We start from the raw sequence: 25,557 nt of genomic DNA, 5'->3' as shown, positions 1-25,557 counted from the left end.
TAAGGGCCGTCAAGGCAGGCTAGGATTCGGGTCCCCCGGTATTTGCCGGTTGTCCGAACACAAGGTAGCCCATGACCTCGATCCGCCGCCCGCGCGCCAGCGCGCTTGCCCTGGCCCTCGGCCTCGCCGTTGCCAGCCTCTCGCCGCTGTACGTCCAGGAAGCCGTCGCCAAGGAACAGGCCCAGCCTGCCCCGGTCGCCGACATCGCCTTCGAGCAGTTCACCCTGCCCAACGGCCTGCGCGTGATCGTGCACACCGACCGCAAGGCGCCGATCGTCGCGGTCAACATCTGGTACCACGTTGGCGCCAAGAACGAACTGCCGGGTCGCACTGGCTTCGCGCATCTGTTCGAGCATCTGATGTTCCAGGGCAGCGAGAACTACCAGGGTGAGTTCTTCGAGCCGTTCGAGCTGGTCGGCGCCACCGACCAGAACGGCACCACCAACTCCGACCGCACCAACTACTTCCAGAACGTGCCCACCACGGCGCTCGATACGGCGCTGTGGATGGAGTCCGACCGCATGGGCCACTTCCTCGGCGCGGTGACGCAGGAGCTGCTCGACGAGCAGCGCGGCGTCGTCCAGAACGAGAAGCGCCAAGGCGAGAACCAGCCTTACGGCCAGGTCTTCGAGCGCCTGCTCAAGGCCAGCTACCCGGAAGGCCATCCCTACAGCTGGACCACCATCGGTTCGATGGCCGACCTGAGCGCGGCCTCGCTCGATGACGTCAAGCGCTTCTTCAAGACCTGGTACGGCCCGAACAACGCCGTGCTCGTGCTCGCCGGCGACATCGACGTCGCCACCGCCCGCGAAAAGGCGATGAAGTTCTTCGGCGACATTCCGGCCGGCCCGACCATGGCCCAGCCCGCGGTCGATCCCGCGCCGCGCACCGTGTCCACCCGCGACGCCTTCACCGACAACGTGCCGCAGGCGCGCATCTACCGCGCCTGGAACACCGCCGAGTACGGCAAGGCCGACGTCGAGCACCTGCAGCTGCTGGCCCAGGTCCTGGGCGGCTCGCGCAGCTCGCGCCTGGACAAGCGCCTGATCTTTGACGACAAGCTGGCCGACAACGTGTCTGCCGCGGCTTGGCCGAACCTGCTGGGTGGCCTGTTCTTCATCCAGGTCGACGTGAAGCAGGGCGTGGACGTGGCCACCGTCGAGCAGGCCCTGGACGAGGAACTGGCGAAGATCCTCGCCGAGGGCCCGACCGCGGCTGAACTCGAGCAGGCCCGCACCGTGTTCAAGGCCGGCTTCGTGCGCGGCATCGAGCGCATCGGTGGTTTCGGCGGCAAGGCCGATGCCCTGGCCGAATGCGCCGTGTTCGCCGGCGATCCGGGTTGCTTCCGCAACAGCCTGGCCACGCTGGAAACCGCCACCGCCGGCGACCTGCTGGCCACCGGCCGCCGCTGGCTGTCGAAGGGCGACCACACCATGATCATCACCCCGGGCGAGCGCGTCGCTACCGTCGAGGCGCCCAGCGTGACCCCGCCGGCCGCCGCCGCCGTACCCGCGGCCGACCCGAAGTACACGACCGTCGAAACCGGCGTTGATCGCAGCAAGGGCGTGCCCAGGACCGAAGAGTTCCCGGCCCTGGTGTTCCCGGCCCTGCAGCGCGCCGAGCTCAGCAACGGCATGAAGGTGATCCTGGCCGAACGTCCGGGCCTGCCGGTGGTGCAGATGAACATGCTGCTCAACGGCGGCTACGCGGCCGACCAGGGCGGCAAGCTGGGCACGTCCAGCTTCACCATGGGCATGCTCGACGAAGGTGCCGGCCAGTTCGGTGCGCTCGACTTCGGTGATCGCGCCGAGGAGCTGGGTGCCAACCTGGGCGCCAGCGCCAACCTCGACGGCGGCAGCGCCTACCTGTCTTCGCTGAAGGAGAATCTGGACGACTCCGTCGCCCTGTTCGCCACCATGCTGCGCGAGCCGCGCTTCGAAGAGAAAGAAATCGAGCGCGTCCGCCAGAGCTGGATTGCGGGCATCAAGCAGGAAAAGGCCCGCCCGAACGCGGCCGCCCTGCGCCTGCTGCCGCCGCTGATGTACGGCGACCAGCATCCTTACGCCATCCCGTTCAGCGGCAGCGGCACCGAGGCGTCCATCGCCTCGCTGACCCGCGATGACCTGGTGGCCTTCCACCAGCGCTGGGTGCGTCCGGAAGGCGCCACCCTGGTCATCGTCGGCGACACCACCCTGGCCGAGATCACCCCGCTGCTCGAGAAGCATCTGGGCAGCTGGAACGCCGAAGGCGAGGCCACCCAGCCCGCCGCCATCCCGACCGTCGCCCTGCCGGCGCAGTCGCGCGTGTTCCTGGTGGATCAGCCCGGCGCCATCCAGGCCAACGTCTATGTTGGCCAGCTGGTGCCGTCCACCCGCGACGAAAAGTCGACCGAGCTCGAGATCGCCAACGCCGTGTTGGGTGGTGAGTTCAGTTCGCGTCTGAACATGAACCTGCGCGAAGACAAGGGCTGGGCCTACGGCTCCTACAGCTTCGTGCAGGCAGCCCAGGGCCAGCGTCCGTGGCTCGCTTTCGCGGCGGTGCAGATCGACAAGACCCAGGAGTCGATCGCCGAAATGAAGCGTGAGATCAGCGACTACGCCAGCGCCAGGGTGCCGGCGACGGCGGCCGAGGTGGCCAAGATCCAGGCCGCCGAGATCCGCAGCCTGCCGGGTTCGTACGAAACCGCCAACGCCGTTCTCGGCGCCATCGGCGGCATCGTGCGCTACCAGCGTCCGGACGACTATGTGGTCCAGCGCCGCGCCAAGATCGAGGCCCTGACCCCGGCCGTGGTGCAGTCCGCTGCCACCGCCATCGAGCCCGAGGCCCTGACCTGGGTCGTGGTGGGCGACCTGTCCAAGATCGAGGCTGGCGTGCGTGCGCTCAACCTCGGCGAGGTGCAGGTGGTGGACGCCGACGGCAAGCCGGTGGCTGCCAAGAAGTAATTGGTCCAACTCATTGCCGGTTCAGCACGGGCGGGGCGACAATCCCGCCCGTGTTCTTTTGGAGATCTGCCCGTGCGAAAGCTTCTTTGCGTCCTGCTGCTGCTCCCCATCGTCTCCGCCTGCACCTGGGTGAAGATGGCCCCCGGCGCCAAGGAGGTTCGCGTCGTCCGCGTCGACCAGGACATGTCCGCCTGCACCAAGCGCGGCGAAGTCTCGGTGTCGGTGAAGGATCGCCTGGGCCCCTACGAGCGCAACGACCTGCGGGTTCGCGACGAGCTCGAGACCCTGGCCCGCAACGAGGCGCCCAGCCTGGGCGCGGATACGGTGCAGCCCAAGAACCAGCCCACCGACGGCGAGCAGCGCTTCCTGGCCTACCGCTGCGGCACGGCCAACCTGAGCACCCCGGTCCGGAACAACGCGCCGGCGGCCGAAGGCCAGGCCGAGACCTACCCGATTGCCGACTGAGTCACCGGTATCGGTTCTTCACACCGACAGCGGTGAAAGTTGAGGCGGCGGGCCTAAACGGGTAACTTTGACGGGTTTCCCTCTAGGCGAATCCTGCCCATGCTGTTCCAGCACGTTTCCATTGCCGGTCTCGCCCATATCGATGCCCCGCATCGTCTGAGCTCCGCCGATCTCAATGCCCAGCTCAAGCCAACGATGGACCGGCTGGGCATCAAGACCGATGTGCTGCAGGACATCGCCGGCATCTTTGCGCGTCGCCTCTGGGATGACGAAACCCAGGCCTCCGACGCCGCCACCCTCGCCGCCGAGAAAGCCCTCGCCGACGCCGGCGTGCCGCGCGACAAGATCGGCCTGCTGGTGAACACCTCGGTCAGCCGCGACTTCCTCGAGCCGTCCACCGCCTCCATCGTCTCGGGCAACCTGGGCCTGGGCGAGGACTGTCAGAACTTCGACGTCGCCAACGCCTGCCTCGCGTTCCTCAACGGCATGGACATCGCCAGCCGCATGATCGAGCGCGGCGAGATCGAGTACGCCCTGATCGTTGACGGCGAAACCGCCAACCTCGCCTACAAGAAGACCCTGGAGCGCCTGAGCGCCCCGGACGTCACCGAAGAGCAGTTCCGCAACGAACTGGCGACGCTGACCCTGGGCTGCGGCGCGGCCGCCATGGTGCTCTCGCGCGCCGAGCTCACCCCCGACGCGCCCAAGTATCGCGGCGGCGTCACCAAGGCCGCCACGCAGTGGAACACCCTGTGCCGCGGCAACCTCGACCGCATGGTCACCGACACCCGCATGCTGCTGATCGAAGGTCTGAAGCTGGCCACCGCCACCTTCGGCGCCGCCCGCCAGGCCCTGGGTTGGGTGGTGGATGAGCTCGACGAGTTCGTGATCCACCAGGTCAGCCAGGTTCACACCCAGGCCTTCATCAAGGCCTTCGGCATCGACCCCAAGAAGGTGCTCACCATCTTCAACGAGCACGGCAACATCGGCCCGGCCTCGGTGCCGATCGTGCTGAGCAAGCTGCGCGAAATGGGCCGCCTGAAGAAGGGCGACCGCGTGGCCCTGCTGGGTATCGGCTCCGGCCTGAACTGCTCGATGGCCGAAGTAGTCTGGTAACCCCGCTGGTCTCCCTCTCCCCTTGTGGGAGAGGGCCGGGGAGAGGGGAACGCCCTCGCAAAAAAGCCCGCCTCCCGGCGGGCTTCTCCGTTGATCTTGGCCACGACCTGATCTGCATCCCGCGAGTACTTGTCCTTAGCCATGAATGACTTTTCTGCCAGCCGCGCCGCCGGCCTCGAAGCGATGGCGTCCTTCGTGCCCGCCATGGGCAAGCGTTACGCCAACGGCCGCAATGCCGACCACGGGCCCGGGGCCCACAAGGCGGTATCGCGGCTGTCGCCCTACATCCGCCGCCGTCTGGTGACCGAACCGGAAGTGGTCGCAGCCGCCATGGCTGCGCATGGTCCCGAGATGGCGGAAAAGTTCGTAGAGGAAGTGTTCTGGCGCACCTATTTCAAAGGATGGCTGGAGCGGCGACCGCAGGTCTGGAGCAGCTACACCCTCGGCCTGCAAGCCGACCTGGCCGCCATGGAGAGCGATCGCAAGCTGCGCCGCAGCGTAGAGCGCGCGATTGACGGGCAGACGGGCTTGGCGTGTTTCGATGCGTGGGCCTCCGAACTGGTTGAAACGGGGTATCTGCACAACCATGCGCGGATGTGGTTCGCCTCGATCTGGATTTTTACGTTCGGCCTGCCCTGGCGTTTGGGCGCGGACTTCTTTTACCGGCACCTTCTGGATGGTGATGCGGCGTCGAACACGCTCGGTTGGCGCTGGGTGGCGGGGCTTCATACGCGCGGCAAGCCTTACGCGGCGCGAGCCGACAACATCAAGACCTGCACCCACGGCCGCTTCGCACCGCGGCCCGGCGACTTGGCGGACGTGTCCCAGGGTTTGGAGGCGACTGAGCCTGATGGCCTGCCACCCGTACTGGCGCTGCGCGACATCGTCGCACCGATAGCGGGTGTCCCCACCGCGCTGCTCATCACCGACGAGGATTGCCGGCTCGAAGACTTCGCGCTGTCGGGTCTCAATATTTGCACCACGGCTACACTCGCCACGAGTCACTTGCGTTCGCCCTTGCCGGTCGCTGAAGCCGTGGAGCGATTCGAATCCGGTGCTCTGGCCGACACCGCGGCGCGGGCAGGCGTGAGCGCCGTCGCTTTGCGTGCAGACGATCCCAAGGCGCTGGCGATGTGGGCGGAATCAGCGGGCGCCGTCCAGATCGTCACGCCCTACGTTACGCGCGGCCCGATTCACGATTGGCTGCGCGAGGGAGCGCCTTCTCTGGCCGGGAATGGCATCACCTTGACCGAGTGGCGACGCGAGTGGGATTCCGAGATCTGGCCGTCGGCAACGGCGGGGTTTTTCAAGGTAAGGCAGAAGATTCCCCAAACCCTGGCTGACCTAGGCTTGGTCTGAGGGACTCCGCCGAGGCCTGGTTGCATCAATGCGGGCGTAGCCCAATCATGGCGGCTCCGCATCCCGCCGGATGCCAGATCGCAGGGATCGAGCTTGGCGCATCACGGCACCACATCCACGCCTGAGACCGGCGACTTCACCCGCAGCTTCTTGGGCGTATTCCGCTTCAGCGGGCGGGCGCTGGAACTGGTGTGGAGCACCAGTCGAGGGCTGACGCTCTGGCTGGGCCTGCTGACCCTGGTCGGCGGCCTGCTGCCGGCGGGCATCGCCTACGTCGGCGCGCTGATCGTCGATGCGGTCGTTGCGGCCAGCCGCGCGGCCGCGGCGGGCGAAGTGGTGGCGATGGTGCCGGTGTTCTGGCTGATCGCGTTGGAAGCCGTGCTGGTGATGGGCATGGCGGGCGCGCAGCGCGGCATCTCGCTGTGCCAGTCGCTGCTGCGGGCGCAGCTGGGCCAGCGCGTGAACGTGATGATCCTGGAGAAGGCGCTGACCCTGCAGCTGGCGCACTTCGAGGACTCGGAGTTCTACGACAAGCTCACCCGGGCCCGGCGCGAGGCCTCGAGTCGACCATTGTCCCTGGTGACGCGCACCTTCGGCCTGGCCCAGAACGGCATTTCGCTGGTCAGCTACGGCGTGCTGCTGGCGCAGTTCTCGCCCTGGGCCGTGGCCGTGCTGCTGCTCGCAGGGCTGCCTGCGTTCCTGGCCGAAACCAAGTTCTCCGGCGATGCCTTCCGCCTGTTCCGCTGGCGCTCCCCGGAAACACGCATGCAGATGTACCTCGAGACGGTGCTGGCGCGCGAAGACCACGCCAAGGAGGTCAAGCTCTACGGCCTGGGCCCGCTGCTGCTCGATCGCTACCGCGGCATTTTCCACACGCTCTATCGCGAAGACCGGAAGCTGGCGATTCGTCGCGATGGCTGGGGCTTCGTGCTTGGCCTGATCGGCACCGTTACCCTGTATGCCGCCTACGGCTGGATTGCGCTGACCACGGTGGTGGGCCGCATCACGCTGGGCCAGATGACCATGTACTTCATGCTGTTCCGCCAGGGCCAGTCGGCGGTGGCGGCAATCCTGTCCGCGATCGGCGGCATGTACGAAGACAACCTCTACCTGTCCACCCTCTACGAATACCTCGACACGCCCGTGCCTGCCTCCATGGGCTCGGCGACCAGCGGCCCGGATCCCGACGATGGCATCCGCTTCGAGAATGTCTCCTTCACCTATCCCGGCGGCGAATCGCCGGCGCTGCAGGACATCAACCTGCACATCCGCCCCGGGGAATCACTGGCCCTGGTCGGCCAGAATGGTTCCGGCAAGACCACCCTGATCAAGCTGCTCACGCGTTTGTACGATCCGGCGCAGGGCCGCATCCTGCTTGACGGTCGCGACCTGCGCGAATGGGACGACACCACTTTGCGCCAGCGGGTCGGGGTGATCTTCCAGGACTTCGCCCGTTACCAGATGCGCGTGGGCGAAAACGTCGGCGTCGGCGACGTCGAGCACTTCGAGGATCGCCAACGCTGGCAGGACGCCGCCGACATGGGCATGGCCACGCCCTTCATCGAAGCCCTGCCGGACGGCTTCGATACCCAGCTGGGCAAGTGGTTCCGCGACGGCCGCGAACTCTCCGGCGGCCAATGGCAAAAGATCGCGCTGGCCCGCGCCTTCATGCGCTCGTCCGCCGACATCCTGGTGCTCGACGAGCCAACCGCGGCGATGGACGCGGAGGCGGAAGCCACGATCTTCGAGCATTTCCGCAAGCTCACCACCAACCGCATCGCCATCCTGATCTCGCACCGCTTCTCCACCGTGCGCATGGCCGACCAGATCATCGTCATCCAGGACGGCCGCATCATCGAGCGCGGCAGCCACGATGAGTTGATGGCGCAGGACGGCCACTACGCACACCTGTTCAAGCTGCAGGCGCAGGGATACCGTTGATTGACCCCGCGTCAGCGTATTCTGTCCTCGTTGCCATGGCCGATCGGAGTCCCCGTGTTCAAGCCCAAAACCCTGCTCTTCGCCTTTATCGCCGGCTTCATCGCCACCCTGCTCTTTCACCAGGGCCTGCTGCAGTTGCTGCACCTCGCCGCGAAGGTTCCGATGGCCGCCTGGAACATGGACCCGGCCCCACCGCTGGGCGTGCCCAAAGTGATCTCCCTCGCGTTCTGGGGCGGACTGTGGGGCATCGCGCTATGGGCGCTCATCCGTAAACGCACCGGCATGGCGCACTGGCTGCTCGCGTTCGTGCTGGGTGCGCTATTGCCCAGCCTGGTCGCCTGGTTCGTGGTGTTTCCGATCAAAGGCATCGAGCTCAACAGCAACCTGATCGTCGGCGCGCTGCTGCTCAACGGCGCCTGGGGAATCGGCGTGGCGCTGTGCATGCGGCTGTTCGGACAGCGTGGCTGAACTCGACCTGGCTAACTATTCTGGTAGAGAGCCGAGCTGGCCGCTTCCGACCCGAAGCGGACCTTGAACACTACGTATCAAAGCCCAATAGAGAGCTTGCATCGCGCGAGATCCGGCTGAAAAGCCACCTCGTTTTCGGCCGCGAAATTGTTCCGGTGGACTTTCCAATGCCACCTAGCGAAAACGGCCCAACTAGATTCGGAATCCCAACGACCATGAACACCCTTCGCTCTCTTGCCCTTTGCTCATTGCTCGCGCTTGTCTCTTGCAGCGCCAGAGAGCAGCAATGGTCATCCGCGGAGGTGTTGTTCGTGGGGAACAGTCTTATCTACGTCGGGAACGTCCCGGCGGTGTACAGCGCGCTGGCAGAAGCAAACGGACGCCCTTCGCGGAGCGACATGATCGTCCGGGGTGGTGCGACTCTTTCTCAAAGGGTTGGCGACGGGTCGGTTGAACGTGCGCTAGAAGAAGGCGCATATACGCACCTTGTGATTCAGGAGCGCGGCGGTGACCTGATGTGCTCATTCGGGCAAGAGGCCTGCGCAGATGCTAGCGAAGCCGTCCTGGCATTGACGCAGATCGGTAAGCGAAACGGAGTAGAGGTTTTCCTGATGGGTACGTATCAGCCAGATCCATCAGCCTCCCGAAAGTTGATTGAAGGAGAGTCAGAGGCCGCACGCAGGGCTGGCATCAGTTACATCGAAGTCTCAGCGAAGCTGCAGCGGCTACGCCATTCGAATCCTGAACTGTCGTGGTTCGCCGAAGACGGTTTTCATCCTGGCCGGGAGTTGGCACTGCTCAACGCAGTGCTCGTCTACCAGGCCGTCCATGAAGAACTTCCCGGGCTGGGCCCGCTCACGGTGACCGCGCCGATTTATGGCAGCACGAGCGGCCTGGACGAGACTCTCCGAAGATCGGACGCCCCCGCGCCACTGAAGACAACCCCAACCGAAGTCCGCTACGGTTCTGATGTCGTCGAGAAGCTGCTCGACTCCATTGGCACGCCTTCTGGGCTCTGAACCCTGAGCCATCGCGCAGTGTCCGCTCCTGGCCGATTGAAGCCGGTCAGCACCAGTGGGCCGTCAGGGTAGACCGGCACGCTAGTTCCACCCAGGCGGAATCCGCACCGACCCGGTTTGTGACGGTTGCACCGTCCTGGACTGCCGCGCAGACTGCTTGAACAGGCTGTTTAAGTTTCCGATGCTCCGTCTGAGCTTCCAAAGCTCCTCCAAGGGAGATCCATCATGCTGCGTCCCCGTCCCCTGATCCTCGCGCTGGCCCTGGCCATTGGCGCCCCGCCGACCTTCGCCCTCGCCGATACCCGGCCCGCCACGGCGCAGGCGCAGGCCAACGCCGCTGCCACCGCACTGCACGCGCTGTTCGACGCAGACTGGGAGCGGCAGTTGAAAGGCAACCCGTTTCTGGCCACCTACCTGGGCGACGCGCGCTACAACGACCGCTGGCCCGATGCGTCCCCGACGGCGATCGCCCAACGCCACCAGGCCAACGTCGACTCGCGTGCCGCGCTGGCTCAGATCGACCGCGCGCAGCTGTCGCCGGCCGACCAGCTCAACTACGACATCTACGCGGCCGTGCTCGACGACAGCATCGCCGGTGCGGCCTTTCCGACCGAGCGCATCCCGGTGGCGCAGGACGGCGGCCCGCACAGCGTCGCCGAGTCGATGCTGCAGGTAATGCAATTCAATTCGGAGAAGGACTTCCGCGACTGGATCGCGCGCCTGCGCGGCTACCCGGGCTTCCTCGCGCAGAACACGGCGCTGATGCAGGCCGGCATCGACAGCGGCTGGACGGCGCCCGAGGCGATCATGACGCGGCTGCCGCCGCAGATTGCCGCGCAGCTCGTCGACGACCCGGTGAAGGCGAGCTTCTACCGTCCGTTCGAGAAGATGCCGGATTCGATCCCGGCGGCGACGCAGGCGCTGTTGCGCGCCGAGGCACAGGCGGCGATCAAGGACGGCGTGCTGCCGGCCCTTCGCGATTTCCAGGCGTTCTTCAACGACAACTATCTACCTGCGGCGCGCCAGTCGGTCGCCGCCGGCGACCTGCCCGAGGGCAAGCGCTATTACGACCACCTCGCGGCCAGCTACACCACCACCGACATGTCGGCCGACGACATACACGCCCTTGGCCTGAAGGAAGTGGCGCGCATCCGCGCCCGGATGGACGAGATCCGCGAGGAAGTCGGATTCAACGGCGACCTGCAGGCGTTCTTCATGCACCTGCGCAATGACGCCAGCTTCCATCCCAAGGATGCCGAGTCGCTGTTGGCCGCCTACCGCGCGCTGTCCAAGCGCGTAGATCCGGAAGTGACCAAGGTGTTTTCGGTGTTTCCGCGCGTGCCCTACGGCGTGATCCCGATTCCCGACGCGATCGCGCCCGACACCACCACCGCGTACTACCAGCCCCCGACGCCGGACGGAAAACGCGCTGGCTACTACTACGTCAACCTGCACAAGCCGGAGACGCGGCTGACCTGGGAAATGGTGCCGCTGACGCTGCACGAGGCGGTGCCTGGCCACCACTTCCAGATCGCGCTGGCGCAGGAGAACGGTGAGCAGCCGATGTTCCGGCGCATGTCGCCGTTCACAGCGTACGTCGAGGGTTGGGGCCTGTATGCCGAACAGCTCGGCTACGACATGGGCCTGTACGACGACCCGTACGACCGCATGGGCCAGCTGTCGTACGAGATGTGGCGCGCCGTGCGCCTGGTCGTCGACACCGGCATGCACGCCAAGGGCTGGAGCCGGCAGCAGGCGATCGATTACTTCAAGGCCAACGCGCCCAAGTCCGAGCTCGACATCACCAACGAGATCGACCGCTATATCGCCAATCCAGGCCAGGCGCTGGCGTACAAGATCGGGCAACTGAAGTTCAGTGAATTGCGGGCGCGGGCCGAGGCCAAGCTGGGCGACCGCTTCGACTTGCGCGCTTTCCACGATGCGCTGCTTGTCGACGGCGCGGTGCCGCTGTCGGTGCTCGATGCGCGGATGGATGCCTGGATCGACGAGCAGGCGCGCAGGAAGTAGGAAGCGATCCCTCTCTCCGCGTCGCTGGGAGAGGGTGAGCCGCGCCGCAAATGTTGCGGTTGCAACGCTTGAGTAGCGCAGCCAGCCGGAGTCAATTCGTCAACGCTGGCTTGCGTGCCGCGACGCGCTGGCCGAAATGTACTGCGGCGGCGTAGGCCGCGATGATCGGTGCACCGAGCAAGGCGCCGCCAAACGTAAACAGGACCAGCAAGAGCCAGGGCATGGACAGGCCAATCAGCGCGGCAACCGTGATGCGGCCAGCGGTGACCGGGCCGGTTGGGTTCGATACCAGCATGCCCAGGCCAAACCCGAGAAGCGGGATGAGTGCGAGTGCCACCCAAGGGGCGGCGCCGCCCGCAAACAGGACCAGGGCGAGGTAGCTCGCGATGGGCGCGAAACCGCTGAATACGAAAGCCGTCGACCTCGGATAGCGCTTGAATGGGTTCATGGTTTTTCCAAGCGACCGGAATCAGAGGTGTCGCGGGGGGAAAGGGTTTCCGCCAAAAACGTACGCGCCGCCCGCACCGTCGCCACCGGATCCTCTTCCTGCGGCACGTGCCCCAGGTCGTCGAACACCACCAGCTGCGCATCCGGCAGATCCCGCGCGAACCGCTCGCCAAACTTCAGCGGGATCAGTCGGTCCTTGCCGCCCCAAAGGACCAGGGTCGCTTGCTTCACGTCCCGGATCTCGTCTTCATGGGCGTCCAGGGGCATCTGTTCGAAGCGCTCCGCGATGGCGCCGCGATTGCCGGCGCGCAGGGTGAGTTCGAAGTAGCGATCCACGAGGGCTTCGTTGACGCGTGCCGGGTCGCCGTAGACATCACGCAGGCTCGCCGCGACGGTGCTTCGCGGCAGGATGCGGGTCAGTAGGGGTGCGAACAGCGGGTTCCGGGCCAGGCGGAAGCCGACCGGCACGGATTCCGGTTCGTAGGCGTAGCCGGCGGCATCCACCAGGATCAGTTTGCTGACGCGGGCGGGATGGTCGTGTGCGGTCTTCCAGGCGATCTGGCCGCCCAAAGAGTTGCCGGCCAGCACCACGCGCTCGACCTGCAGTTGGTCCATCACGCCAACTACGAAGCGGGCGTAGGACGCCACGTCATAGCGGCTCGCGGGGTCGGGTCCGGTCAGGCCGAAGCCCGGTAGATCGACCCGGATGACGCGCCGGTCCTGCGCGAGGTCTTCCACCCAACCGTCCCAGGTATGCAGGCTGGCCGAGGTGCCGTGCAGCAGCAGGATCGGCTCGTCGTCATCGCGCGGGCCTTCGTCGCGCAGGTGTACCTGCATGCCGTCGAGGGCGATGAACTGCGAGGGCGGCGGCGCCCACTTCGGCGTCAGCGATTCCACGCTGCGGTCGGGCTCCCACACGGATGCCAGCGCGACGATGCCGGCGAGCAGGACCAGCAGTGCGCTGGCGCGAAACAAGGTGCGGCGTTTCATCACAAAGCGGCCCCGTCGGTGGAAGACGGGGCCAGCTTAGCGCGAACCTTTGTCGTGGATCAGGCGGCCTGCAGCCGCGCGATCGCCGGCGCCGCGGCCAGCTCGCCGAACAGGTCCTTCGGGTCCTGCAGGGCCGGGATCAGGCCGGCTTCGTGGCCCAGGCCGAGTTCCTTGGCACAGTCGCGCACCAGGCGCAGCGCGGAGTAGTCCTCCAGCGCGAAGCCGACCGAATCGAACAGCGTGACTTCAACCGCACTGCGACGGCCGGCGGTCTTCAGCGTCAGTACTTCCCACAGCTCGGTGACCGCGAAGTCGGCCGGCATCTGCTGCAGCTCGCCCTCGATCCGCGACTGCGGCTCGAACTCGACGAACACCGATGCCATCGACACCACGTCCGGCGACATCTCGGTCTTGCCCGGGCAATCGCCGCCGACGCCGTTGATGTGCATGCCCGGCTCGATCATCTCCGGCGTCAGGATGTCGGCGTTGGCCTTGTCGGCGGTGACGGTGGTGACGATGTCGGCGCCACGCACGGCCTCGGCAATGCTGGCGCTGCGCAGCACGCGCAGTGCCGGCGCGGCCTTGGCCAGGTTGCGCACCAGCTTGTCGGTGGCGGCGCTGTCCACGTCGAACACGCGCACTTCCTCGATGCCCAGCAGGTGATGGAAGGCCAGCGCCTGGAATTCGCTCTGGGCGCCATTGCCGATCAGGGCCATGGTCTTGGAATCTTTGCGCGCCAACAGCTTGGCGGCCATCACCGAGGTGGCGGCGGTGCGCAGGGCGGTGGTCAGGGTCAGTTCGCTGATCACGGTGGGCATACCGGTGTCCATGTCGGCCAGCACGCCGAACGCGACGACGGTGGACAGACCCAGCTTGGTGTTGCCCGGGTGGCCGTTGACGTACTTGAAGCTGAACTCCTTGGCGTCCGAGACCGGCATCAGCTCGATCACGCCGCCTTCGGAGTGCGCCGCGGTGCGCGGGCTCTTGTCGAACTCGGGCCAGCGGCGGAAGTCGGCTTCCACGTACTCCACCAGGCGGCCGAGCAGGCTCGGCAGGCCCTTGCTGGCGACGATGCGGGTGAGGTCTTGGGTGGTGAGCTGGGTCATGGCCATGGGCGGTCTCCGGAAAGGTGGGTCAGTAATTGCCATTGTCCGGATCCCGGCGACAGCGCGAAACGGCAGTAATGCCACGTTTTAGCCAGAAACCTGATAAAACGACAGGAACAGTTGCCGGAACGACAGAAATGGACGATCTCGACCACCGCCTGCTCGCCAAGCTCCGCCACAACGCCCGGGCCCCCGTCGCCGACTTGGCGCAGGCCCTCGCCGTGTCTCGCGGCACCGTCACCAACCGCATGGCCCGGCTAGAGCGCGATGGCGTGATCACCGGCTACACGGTGCGGCTGCGCCCCGATGCGGCGCCGGACGAGATCTGCGCCTGGACTTCGTTGGCGGTGGAGGGCAACCAGCATCGCGTCATCCGCGCCCTGCTCGGCGAGCCCGGCGTCGCCGCCCTGCACGACACCAACGGCCGCTGGGACCTGCTGGCCGAGCTGCGCGTGGGCAGCCTGGCCGAACTCTCGGCCGTGCTCGAACGCATCCGCGGCATCGAGGGCATCAGCGCCAGCGAGACCAGCGTGCATCTGCAGACCCTGCGCGGCTGAGCGCATACGGCCCGGTTTGTTTACCGGCCGGGGCCCGCCTAGACTCGACCGGAACGATCTGGCGCGAATTTCTTTGCCCGCAAGGAGAAACCACGATGACCACGCTTGTTCCCAACAACACCTTGATCACCGCCAGCCCCGAGGAAGGCCGCGCCCTGGCTATCAAGATGTCGCGACTCGTGATCAAAGCCACCCAGCCCGACGACGAGGCCCGCGGCCGGATGCGTGATATCTACGCCAACGACCCGGCCATGCTGATCAGCGTCGGCCAGGTGGTCGCCACCGAATTCGCCACCATCGCGGCCGCGAACAACTACTGGCGCAAGTAACCGGCACCTCCACGGCGATGCCGAAAGGTCCTGAGTAAGCCTCAGTAGCCGCCGAAGCTGCCCGCCGCGCCGGGGAATACCACCGGGCTCTCGCTGCCGTCCTTCGCCACCGCCGCGACGCCGAAGAAGTAGTTGTCGATCACGACGTTCTTTAGCGTGTACTCGCTGAGGTCGCCGACCCAGCGGCTCTTTGTCCACTGGGCGTCGGTGGTCAGGCGCCAGTAAACCCGGTAGCCGGCGAGATCGGCGGCCTGCGGACCGGACGGCCGCGTCCACTTGAGCGTGGTGTCCGCGGTGACCGCGCCCGAGATGCTCACGTCCGCCGGCGGCGGCGGCGCCCAGGCCATGCCGGCCAGGCTGACCGCATTGAGCGCGGTGAGCTTGGCGGCGTAGTCGAAGTCCACGCCTTCGATGGTGTCGCCATAAACGCGGCCATCTTCAGTGCGCAGGTCCTGGTGCTGGCGGTCGTAGTGTTCGTTGGTTTCCATGATGCGCACCGCCGGGTAACCCACGTCGTTGAACGGACGGTGGTGGCCGCCGCGTCCGAAGCGGTCGAGGCGATAGATCATCATCACGTCGAGGTTGGGCACGTAGTCGGCCATGCGGTCGATGTAACGCGCGAGGTTGCGGGTCGGCGAGTCGACCTCGCCGCCGGTGAAGCGGCGCTGGCGGGCCTCTTCCGGGGTCTCGGTCATCCGCGTACCTTCGGCAAAAACACGGGCGGTGGTGTTGTCGATCACGCCGTTGATGCCGGCGATGTTGCCGATCATGTCGTTGTTGAGCACGGCCTGGATGCGCCAGCCGTCGCGCTTGGCCTCTTCAGCGAGGATCTTGCCGCCGAACAGGCCCTGTTCCTCGCCGGAGAAGGCCGCGTAGACAATCGAGGCGGGGAACGTGTACTTGGTCAGCACCCGCGCCGCTTCCAGCGTGCCGGCCACGCCCGAGGCATTGTCGTTCGCGCCCGGCGAATCGAGTTCTGCGTTCATCACGTCGGTAACGCGCGAATCAATATCGCCGCTCATCAGCACGTAGCGGCCGGGGTCGCGGCTACCGCGCTGGATGGCGATCACGCTGACCACGTCCAGTGGGCCCGGTATGCGTGGTTCGCCCTCGACGGTGCCGCGCACTTCGCGCACTTCCAAACAGCCGCCGCAGTCGCGCGAGATGCGCTCAAACTCGTCGTGGATCCAGCGCGTGGCCGCACCGACGCCGCGCTCGGGATCGGTCTGGCTTGAGAGCGTGTGGCGGGTGCCGAAGGAAACCAGCTTGCGAATGTCGGCTTCGATCCGAACTGGCGATGGCGCCGTACCGATTTCATGAAGCGCCATGTTCTCCGCCGGCGGCGGCGCGGACTGGGCGAAGGCGGGGCCGGCGGCCAGGCAGGCGATGGCAAACAGGGTGCGGGGCATGGGCGTCTCCGGTTGGGCGATAACACGCTACCGCAAATCCGGTGTCCAGGCCGTCAAGCACGCGCCGGGGTCGGTATCCTGTCGCCATGGTTGACGCCAAACACAAACCGCTGCCCGCGCCGCCCACGGCGAAGCCGGTGGCGCCGGAGAAGCCGCTGCCGTCCGACTGCTGCGACAGCGGTTGCGACCGGTGCGTATACGACGTGTATGCAGACGAGCTGGCGCATTACGAGCAGCTGCTTGCGGCGTGGGACGCGGCGCATTCGCCCCGGCCAAGCTGACCGGCCGCCTGCGACACAGCGTTCACGGCGAACCGGGACTCGCGCGTCATGCTGCGCCTTGCGGGTGAGCTCGTCGGACCCCATCAAAGGATCCTGTCCCCCGAGGCGCCACGATGACCCCACTTTCCATTCTCGACCTCGCGCCCGTCACGGTCGGCAGCACGCCGGCGCAGACCTTCGCCAACGCGCTCGATCTCGCGCGGGCCGGTGAACGCCTGGGCTACCGGCGCTACTGGCTGGCCGAGCACCACAACATGCCGGGCATCGCCAGCGCCGCCACGGCGGTGCTGATCGGTCACGTCGCGGGCGGCACGACTACGATCCGCGTCGGCGCCGGCGGCATCATGTTGCCCAATCATTCCCCGCTGCAGGCGGCCGAGGCGTTCGGAACCCTGGGCACGCTGTTTCCCGGCCGCATCGATCTTGGCCTGGGCCGCGCGCCAGGTACCGACCAGGCGGCCGCGCAGGCCTTGCGCCGCTACTACGCCAATGCCGAAGAGTTCCCCGCCGACGTGGTCGAGCTCCTGCGCTACTTCGAACCCGCGGAGCCCGGCCAGACGGTGCAGGCCGTGCCGGGCGCCGGCGTCGCTATCGAGACCTGGATCCTGGGCTCGAGTCTTTTCGGCGCCAAGCTCGCGGCGGCATTGGGCTTGCCCTATGCCTTCGCCTCGCACTTCGCGCCCGATGCGCTGGACCAGGCGCTGGCGGTCTACCACCGCGATTTCAAACCTTCGGCGCGGCTGGCGCAGCCGCACGTGATGCTGGCGCTGAACGTGGTGGCGGCCGATACCGATGAAGAAGCCGGTCGGCTGTTCACTACCCAGCAGCAGGCCTTCGTGAACCTTCGCCGCGGCCGTCCTGGCCTGGTGCCACCGCCGCTGGAAAACGCAGCGGCCATCAACGACTACTGCAGCCCGGCGGAGCGACACATGATCGACAGCACCCTGGCCTGCCGCGCCGTCGGCGCGCCGGTCACCGTGCGCGCGGCGATGCAGGCCTTCGTCGACCGCTATCGGCCCGACGAGCTGATCCTGACCGCCAACATCTTCGACCACGCTGCGCGCGTGCGTTCTTTCGAACTCGCCATGGACACCTGGAAGCAATGAGCCTGCCGAAACTCTTCGAACCGCTGGACGCCGGCACACTCAAGCTGGCCAACCGCATCGTCATCGCACCGATGTGCCAGTACTCGGCCGTGGACGGGCGAATGACCGACTGGCACCAGATCCACCTGGGTCATCTGGCGCTATCGGGCGCGGGCCTGCTCACGATCGAAGCCACGGCGGTCGTTCCCGAGGGACGCATTTCCTATGCCGACGTCGGCCTCTGGGACGATGCCACCGAAGCAGCGATGGGCGCGGTGCTGGCCAGCGTGCGCCGCTGGTCGAAGATGCCGATCGCGATCCAGCTGGCGCATGCCGGTCGCAAGGCGTCCACCGATCTGCCCTGGCAAGGCGGTGGCCAGCTCCGGCCCGGGCATGAGAACGGCTGGCAGACCGTGGCGCCATCCGCGCAGGCATTCAAGGACAGCGACGCCGCGCCCGTGGCGCTCGACCGCGCTGGCCTCGACGCCATCCGCGAGGCCTTCGCCGCCGCGGCCCGCCGCAGCGCCCGCCTGGGCATCGACGCGGTGCAGATCCACGCCGCCCACGGCTACTTGCTGCACCAGTTCCTGTCGCCGCTCGCCAATCATCGCGAGGATGAATACGGCGGCTCGCTCGAAAACCGCATGCGCTTCCCGCTGGAAGTCTTCGACGCCGTGCGGGCCGCCTTCCCGGCCGAGCGCCCGGTGAGCGTGCGGCTGTCCGGCACCGACTGGGTGCCCGGCGGCTGGGATATCGAGCAGACCGTCGCCTTCTCGAAGGCGCTCGAAGCGCGTGGCTGCAGCGCCATCCACGTGTCCAGCGGTGGCCTCGACCCCGCGCAGGACATTCCCGTCGGTCCGGGCTACCAGGTGCCGCTGGCGCGCGCGGTGAAGCAGGCGGTCGAAATCCCGGTGGTGGCCGTCGGGCTGATCACCGATTTCGACCAGGCCGAAGCGATCCTGGCCGCCGGCGACGCCGACCTGATCGCGATCGCCCGCGCCATGCTCTACAACCCGCGCTGGCCCTGGCACGCCGCGGCGCACTTGGGTGCCAGCGTCAGCGCACCGCCGCAATACCTGCGCTCTCAGCCGCGTGAATTCCCGAATCTTTTGAAGTAAAAAAGGTTCCGGCTGGAACCTGGCCGAGCCCTCAGCGGTCGGATGCGAGTCGACCGTCTTCCAACACCAGGGTGCGGTCGCACTGCTCCGACAGGCGATGGTCGTGCGTTACCAGCAGCACCGCGCAGCCAAACTCGCGGTTGAACTTGCGGAACAGCTCGAACACTTCTGCCGCCGATTTGCTGTCGAGGTTGCCAGTGGGTTCGTCGGCCAGCAGCAAGGCCGGCCGGGTGATCAGCGCGCGGGCAACGGCCACACGCTGCTGCTGGCCGCCGGAAAGCTGGTCGGGCTTGCGGTGTTCCAGTCCCGCCAGGCCAACATCCGCCAGCAGCCCACGGCCGCGCTGCAGCTGTTCGGGCGTGGGTTTGCCCGAGGACACCATCAGCGGCATCAGCACGTTTTCCAGCGCGGTGAAGGCCTGGATCAAATGGTGGAACTGGAATACGAAACCGATGGCACTGCCGCGCAGCGCGGTGCGGCGACCATCGTCCATGGCGCGGGTGGCGTCGCCCAGCAGGAAAAGCTCGCCGTCCGTGGGCTTGTCCAGCAGGCCGATGACATTGAGCAGCGTGCTCTTGCCCGAGCCCGACGCGCCCACCAGCGCCGCGAAGTCCTTGCGTTGAAGCCGCAGGTCCAGGCCATGCAGCACTTCCACCTCGGTCGGCTTGCCGACGTTGTAGCTCTTCTTGAGCCCCTCGAGCCGCAGCACTTCCTGGTCGGCGTTGTGCTCAGACATGACGGATCGCCTCCACCGGATCCAGGCCCGACGCCCGCCGCGCCGGAATCGCCGCCGACACGATGCCGGTCACCGTGGCCAGCACGGCCGCGGCGACCAGCAGCAGCGGATCAACCGGGATGTAGAAGAGTTTCGGCCCGAAGGTGTTGAACGCACCGACCAGCGCATAGCCCGCCAGCCCGCCAATCAGCGAACCGGCCAGGCCGAACAGACCGCCCTGGATCAGGAACACCTGGAGCATTTGCTGTCGGGTGGTGCCCATCGCGCGCAGGATGCCGATCTCGCGCGTGCGCTGCACCACGCTCACCGACAGCACGCTGGCGATGCCAAGCGCTACGCTCAGCGCGACGAAGACGCTGATCATCTGCGTGCTCAGGCTCTGCGAACGCAGTGCGTTCATCAACTGTGCGTTGGTCTCCATCCAGCTCTCGGCTTTCAGGCCGGTGAGCCGGGCGATGCGCGCCGCAATCGGCTGCGCGGCGAAGATGTCGTCCACCGTGACATCAATCACGGTGGCGGCGCCGGGCAGGTTGAGCAGCGATTGCGCCTGCTTCATGTCCAGGTAGACGTAGCGCGCGTCCAGCTCGCGCACGCCCAGTTCGAAAATCCCGGCCACGTTGACCACGCTCTCGCGACCCTGGCCGCCGTCGAGCCGCAGCTTGTCGCCCACCCGCAGGCCCAGGTCGGCCGCCAGCTGCTTGCCGATCACGGTGTCGCCGGCGCCAATGCGGAACACGCCGGCGATCACGTCGTCCTGGATCGGAATGATGCGCTGGTAGCGCGCCGCATCAATACCGACCAAGGCCACCGACTCCAGAGCCTCGCCGCGGCGGGCGAAGGCCGGGCCCGAGATCACCGGCGACACCGCCCTGACCTGCGGCAGCGTGTCGAGCACGTCGCGCACCTGCTGCCAGTTGTTGATCGAACGCAGGCGCTGCGCGCGCTTGTTCTCCAGCACCAGCTGCAGGCTGCCGTCGCCGGGTTCAAGGATGCGGTTGGACTCTTCCGTGGGCTGCACGCGGATGTGCGCCTGGGTGCCCAGGGTGCGGTCGATGATGTTGTCCTGCAGGCCGGTGATCAGTGCGGTCAGGAACACGATGACCGCCACGCCCACCGCGATGCCGACCAGGATCAGCGTGCTCTGCGCCTTGCCTTCGCGCAGGAACTTGGTCGCAATGGTCCATTCGATCCACATCGGCGTCAGTCGAACTTGGCCGGCGTTTCGTTGCGGGTGGCGGTCTCGTTGGCATCGCCGGCCAGCGTGGTGTCGCGGACGCGAATGCGCGCACCTTCCTCCACCGGCGCCGCGGCGTCGGCCACGACCCAGTCGCCGGCGGCGAGCCCCTCGGTGACCTCGGTCATGGCCAGGCCGCGCAGGCCCAGCGTCACTTCGCGCCGTGTGGCCTTGCCGTCCACGACCAGCCACAGCTGCGCGCGGTCACCGTCCACCGCGCCCAGCGCGTCGTTGGGGACCGCCACGGCGCGGTCGCGACGGCCGGTCTCCACGTTCACCGACACGGTCATGTCCTGGCGCAGGAAATCGGGCACCGGCGTCACCGTCAGCCGGATATCCACCGAGCCGCGCTGCGGATCCACGCTCGGCGCGATGAAGCTCACCTGGGCCGGGAAGGGCCGCGACGGATAGGCGTCGGCCACGCACATCGCCGGCTGGCCCAGGGCCAGCACCTCTAGATTCTTTTCGTCCAGCGGCACCAGCACCTCGGTATCGCCGGCGCGGGCGATCTCGAACAGGACGCGGCCGGGCTGCACCAGGTCGCCGGGCTCGGCGTTGCGGGTGAGCACGGTGCCGGCGACTTCGGCCCGGATGATCGTCTTCGCCAGCTGCGCGCGTGCCGTCTCAAGGCGGGCCCGGGCCGCGGCTTCGGTCGGGTTGCCAGCCGCCAGCGCGCTGGCCGCCAGACGCGCCTGCTCGGCGGCGGCGCGGGCCGTGGTTTCGACCTGGACGGCCTGTTCCATTGCTTCGCGGGCGATCAGCTGGCGGGCGAACAAGTCACGCCGCCGCGCGGCTTCCCGCGTGGCCTGGGCCAACCGCGCCTCGGCTTCGCGCAGGGCGGCCTGGGCCTGGGGGCGGGTGGATTCCTGAAGCTGGGCCAGGGCCGATTCCGCTTCGCGTGCAGCGGCCTCCAGATCATCGGCGCGCACTACGGCCAGCACATCGCCGGGCTGTACCGCATCGCCTTCCTTGACCCGGCGCTCGAGCAGGACGCCGGTGATCGGGCTGCCAATCTGGGCGCGTGATACCGCCACCACCCGGCCGGTGGCGACCACGGTCTGCACCAGCGGCTGAGCCGTCACCTGATAGCCATCCAGGACCGGACCGCGCAGCTTCTGGATCCCGACCCAGCCCAGCATGGCCGCTACCAGGACCAAGGCTACGATGACGAGGGGGCGCTTCATGGACGAACTCCGGACGGCGTGGGGCAGCCGCCACCATACCCACTGGACCGTGAAGCCGTCCGCGCCCGGCCCTCGCGCCGCCGGCCTCGCGTAGAATCCTGCCCCATGAACCAGACCACCCTCAGCGCCGAACAGGCCCGCGTCCTCGCCAAGGGTCCGTTCCCGGACTATCCCTTCACCCCGAAGTCGTTCGTGCATCCGAACGGGCTCACGCAGTCCTATCTGGACGAGGGCGAGGGCGATCCGGTGCTCATGCTGCACGGCAATCCGTCGTGGTCCTACTATTGGCGCCACCTGGTGCTGGGCCTGCGCGACGACTACCGCTGCATCGTGCCCGACCACATCGGCATGGGCCTGTCCGACAAGCCCGACGACAAGGCTTACGTCTACACGCTGCGCAGCCGCATCCAGGACCTGGATCGCCTGCTGAGCCATCTCGACGTCGGCAACGACCTGACGCTTGCGGTGCACGACTGGGGCGGCATGATCGGCTTCGGCTGGGCGCTCAAGCACGGGGCGCGCATCAAGCGACTGGTGATCCTCAACACCGCGTCCTTCCCGCTGCCGCCCAGCAAGCCGATGCCCTGGCAGCTCAAGCTTGGCCGCGACTACAACCTCGGCGCGCTCGCCATCCGCGGTTTCAACGCGTTCGCCGGCGGCGCGACCCGGCAGGGCGTGGTGCGCAAGATGCCGGCCGACGTGCAGAAGGCCTACGAAGCGCCCTACGACAGCTGGAAGAACCGTATCTCCACCCTGCGTTTCGTCCAGGACATTCCGCTGGCGCCCGGCGACCGCGCCTGGGACGTGGTGGAGGAAGCCGGCAAGCGCCTGGCGTCCTACGCCGACCGCCCGACCTACCTGGGCTGGGGCCTGCAGGACTTCGTGTTCGATCATCATTTCCTGAAGACCTTCGAACAGGCGCTGCCGCGCGCCGAGAAACAGGTCTACGAGGACGCCGGCCACTACGTGCTCGAAGACAAGTACGAACTGCTGGTGCCGCGCATCCGCGACTTCCTCGACCGCAACCTGCTGTGAGATGACGGCGGCCTGCAACATCGCCGCCGCGCTGCCGCGGCTTGCCGCCGATGCGCCCGACCGCATCGCCATGCGCTGCCCGGGCTCGCGCGGGCCCGACGGCTTTGCCCGCCACGACCTGACCCTGAGCTATCGCGACCTCGATCGTCGCTCCGACGCCATCGCCGCGGGCCTGGCGAAGCAGGGCATCGGTCGCGGCACGCGGGCGGTGGTGATGGTGCGGCCCTCGCCCGAGTTCTTCCTGCTGATGTTCGCGCTGTTCAAGGCCGGCGCGGTGCCGGTGCTGGTGGATCCGGGCATCGACAAGCGCGCGCTCAAGCAGTGCCTGGGCGAAGCCCGGCCCGAAGCGTTCATCGGCATTCCGCTGGCGCAGTTCGCGCGGCTGCTGCTGCGCTGGGCGCCGTCGGCGCGCACGCGCATCACGGTCGGCCGACGCTGGGGCTGGGGCGGCGCGAGCCTGGCCGAGGTGGAAGCGGCCGGTGCCGGCGCGGGGCCGCAGTTGGCCGACACGGCCGGCGACGATGTCGCCGCCATCCTGTTTACCTCGGGCTCCACCGGTGTGCCCAAGGGCGTGGTTTATCGCCACCGTCACTTCGTGGCCCAGATGGACCTGCTGCGCGATGCGTTCGACATCCGCCCCGGCGGCGTGGACATGCCGACCTTCCCGCCGTTCGCACTGTTCGACCCGGCCCTGGGCCTGAGCTCGATCATCCCGGACATGGATCCGACCCGCCCGGCCAAGGCCGATCCGCGCAAGCTGCTGCACGCGATCAAGACCTTCGGCGTGGACCAGCTGTTCGGCTCGCCGGCGTTGATGCGGGTGCTGGCCGACCACGGCCAGAAGCTCGAAGGCGTTCGCCGCGTCACGTCCGCCGGCGCGCCGGTGCCGGCCGACGTGGTCGCGCGCATCCGCGCCCTGCTGCCCGAGGACGCTCAGTTCTGGACGCCCTACGGCGCCACCGAGTGCCTGCCGGTCGCGGTGATCGAAGGCCGCGAACTGCAGTCCACCCGCGAGGCGACCGAGCAGGGCGCCGGCACCTGCGTCGGCCGGCCGGTGCCGCCGAACGAGGTGCGCATCATCGCCATCACCGACGCGGCCATCGCCGACTGGTCGCAGGCGCAGGTGTTGGGCGCCGAGGCGATCGGCGAAATCACCGTCGCCGGGCCCACCGCCACCGACGAGTACTTCAATCGTCCGCAGGCCACGGCGCTGGCCAAGATCCGGGAAACACTGCCCGATGGCAGCACCCGCGTAGTCCACCGCATGGGCGACCTGGGTCGCTTCGACGCCGAAGGGCGCCTTTGGTTTTGCGGCCGCAAGTCGCATCGGGTGCGCACGGCGCTGGGCAATCTCTACACCGAACAGGTGGAGCCGGTATTCAACGTGCATCCCGAGGTCGCACGCACCGCCTTGGTTGGCGTGGGCGAGGCGTCGGAGCAGCGGCCGGTGCTGTGCGTCGAACTCGCGCCGGGGCTGCCGGCATCGGCGCATCCACGCGTGATCAGCGAACTCCGGCGCCTGGGCATGGGCTTCGTGCACACCGCGCGCATCGAGGACTTCCTGATCCATCCGGCCTTTCCGGTGGATATCCGCCACAACGCCAAGATCGGCCGCGAGTCCTTGGCGCGGTGGGCCGCCAAGCAGGCGCATGCCCCGCGAGACCAGGCATGAAGGTGCTGGTGACCGGCGGCGCCGGCTTCCTGGGCCAGGCCCTGTGCCGGGCGCTGCTGGCCGAAGGCCATTCCGTCACCAGTTTCCAGCGCAGCCATTCGCCGGCGCTTGAGACGATGGGTGTGCGCCAGGTGCGCGGCGACCTCGCCGACGCGGCGGCGGTGCACGCCGCCTTTGCCGGCCAGGATGCGATTTTCCACAACGCCGCCAAGGCCGGCGCCTGGGGCAGTGAGGAAAGCTACTTCAGCGCCAACGTCACGGGCACCCGCAATGTGCTGGCGGCGATGCGTGCGCACGGCATCGGCCGCCTGGTCTACACCTCCACGCCCAGCGTCACCCACAGCGGGCGCACGCCGGTGGAAGGCGGCGACGAGACCGGCACGCCCTACGGCCAGCACTTCAAGGCGCCGTACCCGGCCACGAAGTTGATTGCCGAACGTGAAGTGCTGGCGGCCAACGACGCCGAGCTGGCCACGGTCGCGCTGCGGCCGCGGCTGATCTGGGGTCCCGGCGACACCCAGCTGCTGCCGCGTCTGGTGGATCGCGCCCGGGCCGGACGGCTGCGTTTCGTCGGCGGCGGTCACAACCGCATGGACACCACCTACATCGACAACGCCGCCCAGGCGCATATGGATGCTTTCCGGGCGTTGGCGCCGGGGGCGGCCTGTGCAGGCCGCGCTTATTTCATTTCCAACGGTGAGCCGCGGCCCGTGCGCCAGATCGTCAACGACATGCTGGTGGCCGCCGGCGTGCCGCCGGTCAGCGGCAGCCTGCCCTACCCGCTGGCCTTTGCAGCCGGCGCCATGCTCGAAGTCGTCTGGACCCTGCTGCGCCTGCGCGGCGAACCGCCCATGACGCGCTTCCTGGCCGAACAGCTCTCTACGCCGCACTGGTATGACATCTCGGCCGCCCGGCGCGACTTCGGCTACGTGCCCCGTGTAAGCACGGCCGAAGGGCTTGAGCGCCTGGCCGCATGGTGGCGCCAAGGCGTTCGCTAGCGTCACGTGAAGGCCCAGCTAAACGGTAGCTGACGCCG

23 protein-coding genes are annotated in these 25,557 nt (G+C 67.5%); 16 read left to right on the top strand and 7 right to left on the bottom strand.

What is annotated here, in order from left to right:
* Positions 1-71: 71 nt before the first annotated feature.
* The 8 genes from ACYVGY_RS08495 to ACYVGY_RS08460 all read left to right on the top strand — a co-directional run bounded on the left by ACYVGY_RS08495 (position 72) and on the right by ACYVGY_RS08460 (position 11,338).
* Entirely contained in the window at positions 72-2,942 is a 2,871-nt protein-coding gene (locus ACYVGY_RS08495; RefSeq protein WP_460457055.1) for a M16 family metallopeptidase, read from the top strand.
* A 72-nt stretch (positions 2,943-3,014) separates the two neighbouring features.
* The gene (locus tag ACYVGY_RS08490) at positions 3,015-3,407 is read left to right on the top strand and encodes a DUF4156 domain-containing protein (protein WP_460457054.1); all 393 of its coding nucleotides are present in this window, start codon (positions 3,015-3,017) and stop codon (positions 3,405-3,407) included.
* Between the two features lie 99 nt (positions 3,408-3,506).
* Positions 3,507-4,523: a 3-oxoacyl-ACP synthase III gene (locus ACYVGY_RS08485; protein WP_460457053.1), complete on the top strand. Its 1,017-nt coding sequence runs from the start codon at positions 3,507-3,509 to the stop codon at positions 4,521-4,523.
* A gap of 141 nt (positions 4,524-4,664) precedes the next feature.
* Positions 4,665-5,882: an FAD-binding domain-containing protein gene (locus ACYVGY_RS08480; RefSeq protein ID WP_460457052.1), complete on the top strand. Its 1,218-nt coding sequence runs from the start codon at positions 4,665-4,667 to the stop codon at positions 5,880-5,882.
* A 93-nt stretch (positions 5,883-5,975) separates the two neighbouring features.
* A complete protein-coding gene (locus tag ACYVGY_RS08475; RefSeq protein ID WP_460457051.1) occupies positions 5,976-7,823 on the top strand; it encodes an ABC transporter ATP-binding protein in 1,848 nt (615 codons plus the stop codon).
* A gap of 54 nt (positions 7,824-7,877) precedes the next feature.
* Positions 7,878-8,291, top strand: a complete 414-nt coding sequence (locus ACYVGY_RS08470; protein ID WP_460457050.1) for a hypothetical protein — start codon at positions 7,878-7,880, stop codon at positions 8,289-8,291.
* Positions 8,292-8,506: 215 nt separating this feature from the next.
* Positions 8,507-9,310: a hypothetical protein gene (locus ACYVGY_RS08465; RefSeq protein WP_460457049.1), complete on the top strand. Its 804-nt coding sequence runs from the start codon at positions 8,507-8,509 to the stop codon at positions 9,308-9,310.
* A gap of 225 nt (positions 9,311-9,535) precedes the next feature.
* Positions 9,536-11,338, top strand: a complete 1,803-nt coding sequence (locus ACYVGY_RS08460) for a DUF885 domain-containing protein (RefSeq protein WP_460457048.1) — start codon at positions 9,536-9,538, stop codon at positions 11,336-11,338.
* 91 nt (positions 11,339-11,429) lie between these two features.
* On the opposite strand, the gene ACYVGY_RS08455 is transcribed toward ACYVGY_RS08460, so the two are convergent.
* The 3 genes from ACYVGY_RS08455 to ACYVGY_RS08445 are packed head-to-tail and all read right to left on the bottom strand — an operon-like array spanning position 11,430 to position 13,887.
* Positions 11,430-11,786, bottom strand: coding sequence for a hypothetical protein (locus ACYVGY_RS08455; protein ID WP_460457047.1), 357 nt, complete (start codon positions 11,784-11,786; stop codon positions 11,430-11,432).
* Positions 11,783-12,775, bottom strand: coding sequence for an alpha/beta fold hydrolase (locus tag ACYVGY_RS08450; protein WP_460457046.1), 993 nt, complete (start codon positions 12,773-12,775; stop codon positions 11,783-11,785). The genes ACYVGY_RS08455 and ACYVGY_RS08450 overlap by 4 nt, the downstream gene beginning before the upstream one ends.
* A 59-nt stretch (positions 12,776-12,834) precedes the next feature.
* Positions 12,835-13,887 (bottom strand): ornithine cyclodeaminase, encoded by a 1,053-nt coding sequence (locus ACYVGY_RS08445; RefSeq protein WP_460457045.1) that lies wholly within the window; start codon positions 13,885-13,887, stop codon positions 12,835-12,837.
* A gap of 131 nt (positions 13,888-14,018) precedes the next feature.
* Here ACYVGY_RS08445 and ACYVGY_RS08440 point away from each other — a divergent pair, with 131 nt between their 5' ends.
* Positions 14,019-14,438 (top strand): Lrp/AsnC family transcriptional regulator, encoded by a 420-nt coding sequence (locus ACYVGY_RS08440; RefSeq protein ID WP_460457044.1) that lies wholly within the window; start codon positions 14,019-14,021, stop codon positions 14,436-14,438.
* A 95-nt stretch (positions 14,439-14,533) separates the two neighbouring features.
* On the top strand, positions 14,534-14,767 hold the full coding sequence (locus ACYVGY_RS08435; RefSeq protein ID WP_460457043.1) for a hexameric tyrosine-coordinated heme protein: 234 nt from the start codon (positions 14,534-14,536) through the stop codon (positions 14,765-14,767).
* A gap of 41 nt (positions 14,768-14,808) precedes the next feature.
* Here the strand turns inward: ACYVGY_RS08435 and ACYVGY_RS08430 are convergent, their stop codons facing one another.
* Positions 14,809-16,176: a M28 family metallopeptidase gene (locus tag ACYVGY_RS08430; RefSeq protein ID WP_460457042.1), complete on the bottom strand. Its 1,368-nt coding sequence runs from the start codon at positions 16,174-16,176 to the stop codon at positions 14,809-14,811.
* An 86-nt stretch (positions 16,177-16,262) separates the two neighbouring features.
* Between ACYVGY_RS08430 and ACYVGY_RS08425 the strand changes: the two genes are divergently transcribed.
* From ACYVGY_RS08425 to ACYVGY_RS08415, 3 genes are all read left to right on the top strand, one after another.
* On the top strand, positions 16,263-16,457 hold the full coding sequence (locus ACYVGY_RS08425; protein ID WP_460457041.1) for an oxidoreductase-like domain-containing protein: 195 nt from the start codon (positions 16,263-16,265) through the stop codon (positions 16,455-16,457).
* A 113-nt stretch (positions 16,458-16,570) separates the two neighbouring features.
* Positions 16,571-17,563 carry an LLM class flavin-dependent oxidoreductase gene (locus ACYVGY_RS08420; RefSeq protein WP_460457040.1) on the top strand — a complete coding sequence of 331 codons (993 nt, stop codon included), beginning with the start codon at positions 16,571-16,573 and terminating at the stop codon, positions 17,561-17,563.
* The gene (locus tag ACYVGY_RS08415; protein WP_460457039.1) at positions 17,560-18,660 is read left to right on the top strand and encodes an NADH:flavin oxidoreductase/NADH oxidase; all 1,101 of its coding nucleotides are present in this window, start codon (positions 17,560-17,562) and stop codon (positions 18,658-18,660) included. Before ACYVGY_RS08420 ends, ACYVGY_RS08415 begins: the two co-directional genes overlap by 4 nt.
* A gap of 31 nt (positions 18,661-18,691) precedes the next feature.
* Here ACYVGY_RS08415 and ACYVGY_RS08410 read toward each other — a convergent pair whose 3' ends face one another.
* From ACYVGY_RS08410 to ACYVGY_RS08400, 3 genes are read right to left on the bottom strand one after another with little or no spacing between them, the layout of a single operon-like run.
* Entirely contained in the window at positions 18,692-19,396 is a 705-nt protein-coding gene (locus tag ACYVGY_RS08410; protein ID WP_460457038.1) for an ABC transporter ATP-binding protein, read from the bottom strand.
* Entirely contained in the window at positions 19,389-20,591 is a 1,203-nt protein-coding gene (locus tag ACYVGY_RS08405; RefSeq protein WP_460457037.1) for an ABC transporter permease, read from the bottom strand. The genes ACYVGY_RS08410 and ACYVGY_RS08405 overlap by 8 nt, the downstream gene beginning before the upstream one ends.
* A gap of 5 nt (positions 20,592-20,596) precedes the next feature.
* Positions 20,597-21,814, bottom strand: coding sequence for an efflux RND transporter periplasmic adaptor subunit (locus tag ACYVGY_RS08400; protein ID WP_460457036.1), 1,218 nt, complete (start codon positions 21,812-21,814; stop codon positions 20,597-20,599).
* 105 nt (positions 21,815-21,919) lie between these two features.
* Between ACYVGY_RS08400 and ACYVGY_RS08395 the strand changes: the two genes are divergently transcribed.
* The 3 genes from ACYVGY_RS08395 to oleD are packed head-to-tail and all read left to right on the top strand — an operon-like array spanning position 21,920 to position 25,519.
* On the top strand, positions 21,920-22,849 hold the full coding sequence (locus tag ACYVGY_RS08395; RefSeq protein WP_460457035.1) for an alpha/beta fold hydrolase: 930 nt from the start codon (positions 21,920-21,922) through the stop codon (positions 22,847-22,849).
* Between the two features lies 1 nt (position 22,850).
* On the top strand, positions 22,851-24,521 hold the full coding sequence (oleC, locus tag ACYVGY_RS08390; RefSeq protein WP_460457034.1) for an olefin beta-lactone synthetase: 1,671 nt from the start codon (positions 22,851-22,853) through the stop codon (positions 24,519-24,521).
* On the top strand, positions 24,518-25,519 hold the full coding sequence (gene oleD / locus ACYVGY_RS08385; protein ID WP_460457033.1) for a 2-alkyl-3-oxoalkanoate reductase: 1,002 nt from the start codon (positions 24,518-24,520) through the stop codon (positions 25,517-25,519). Before oleC ends, oleD begins: the two co-directional genes overlap by 4 nt.
* Positions 25,520-25,557 lie beyond the last annotated feature (38 nt).

Source organism: Arenimonas alkanexedens (assembly GCF_054781355.1).
This window is presented reverse-complemented; position numbering and strand designations above follow the sequence as displayed.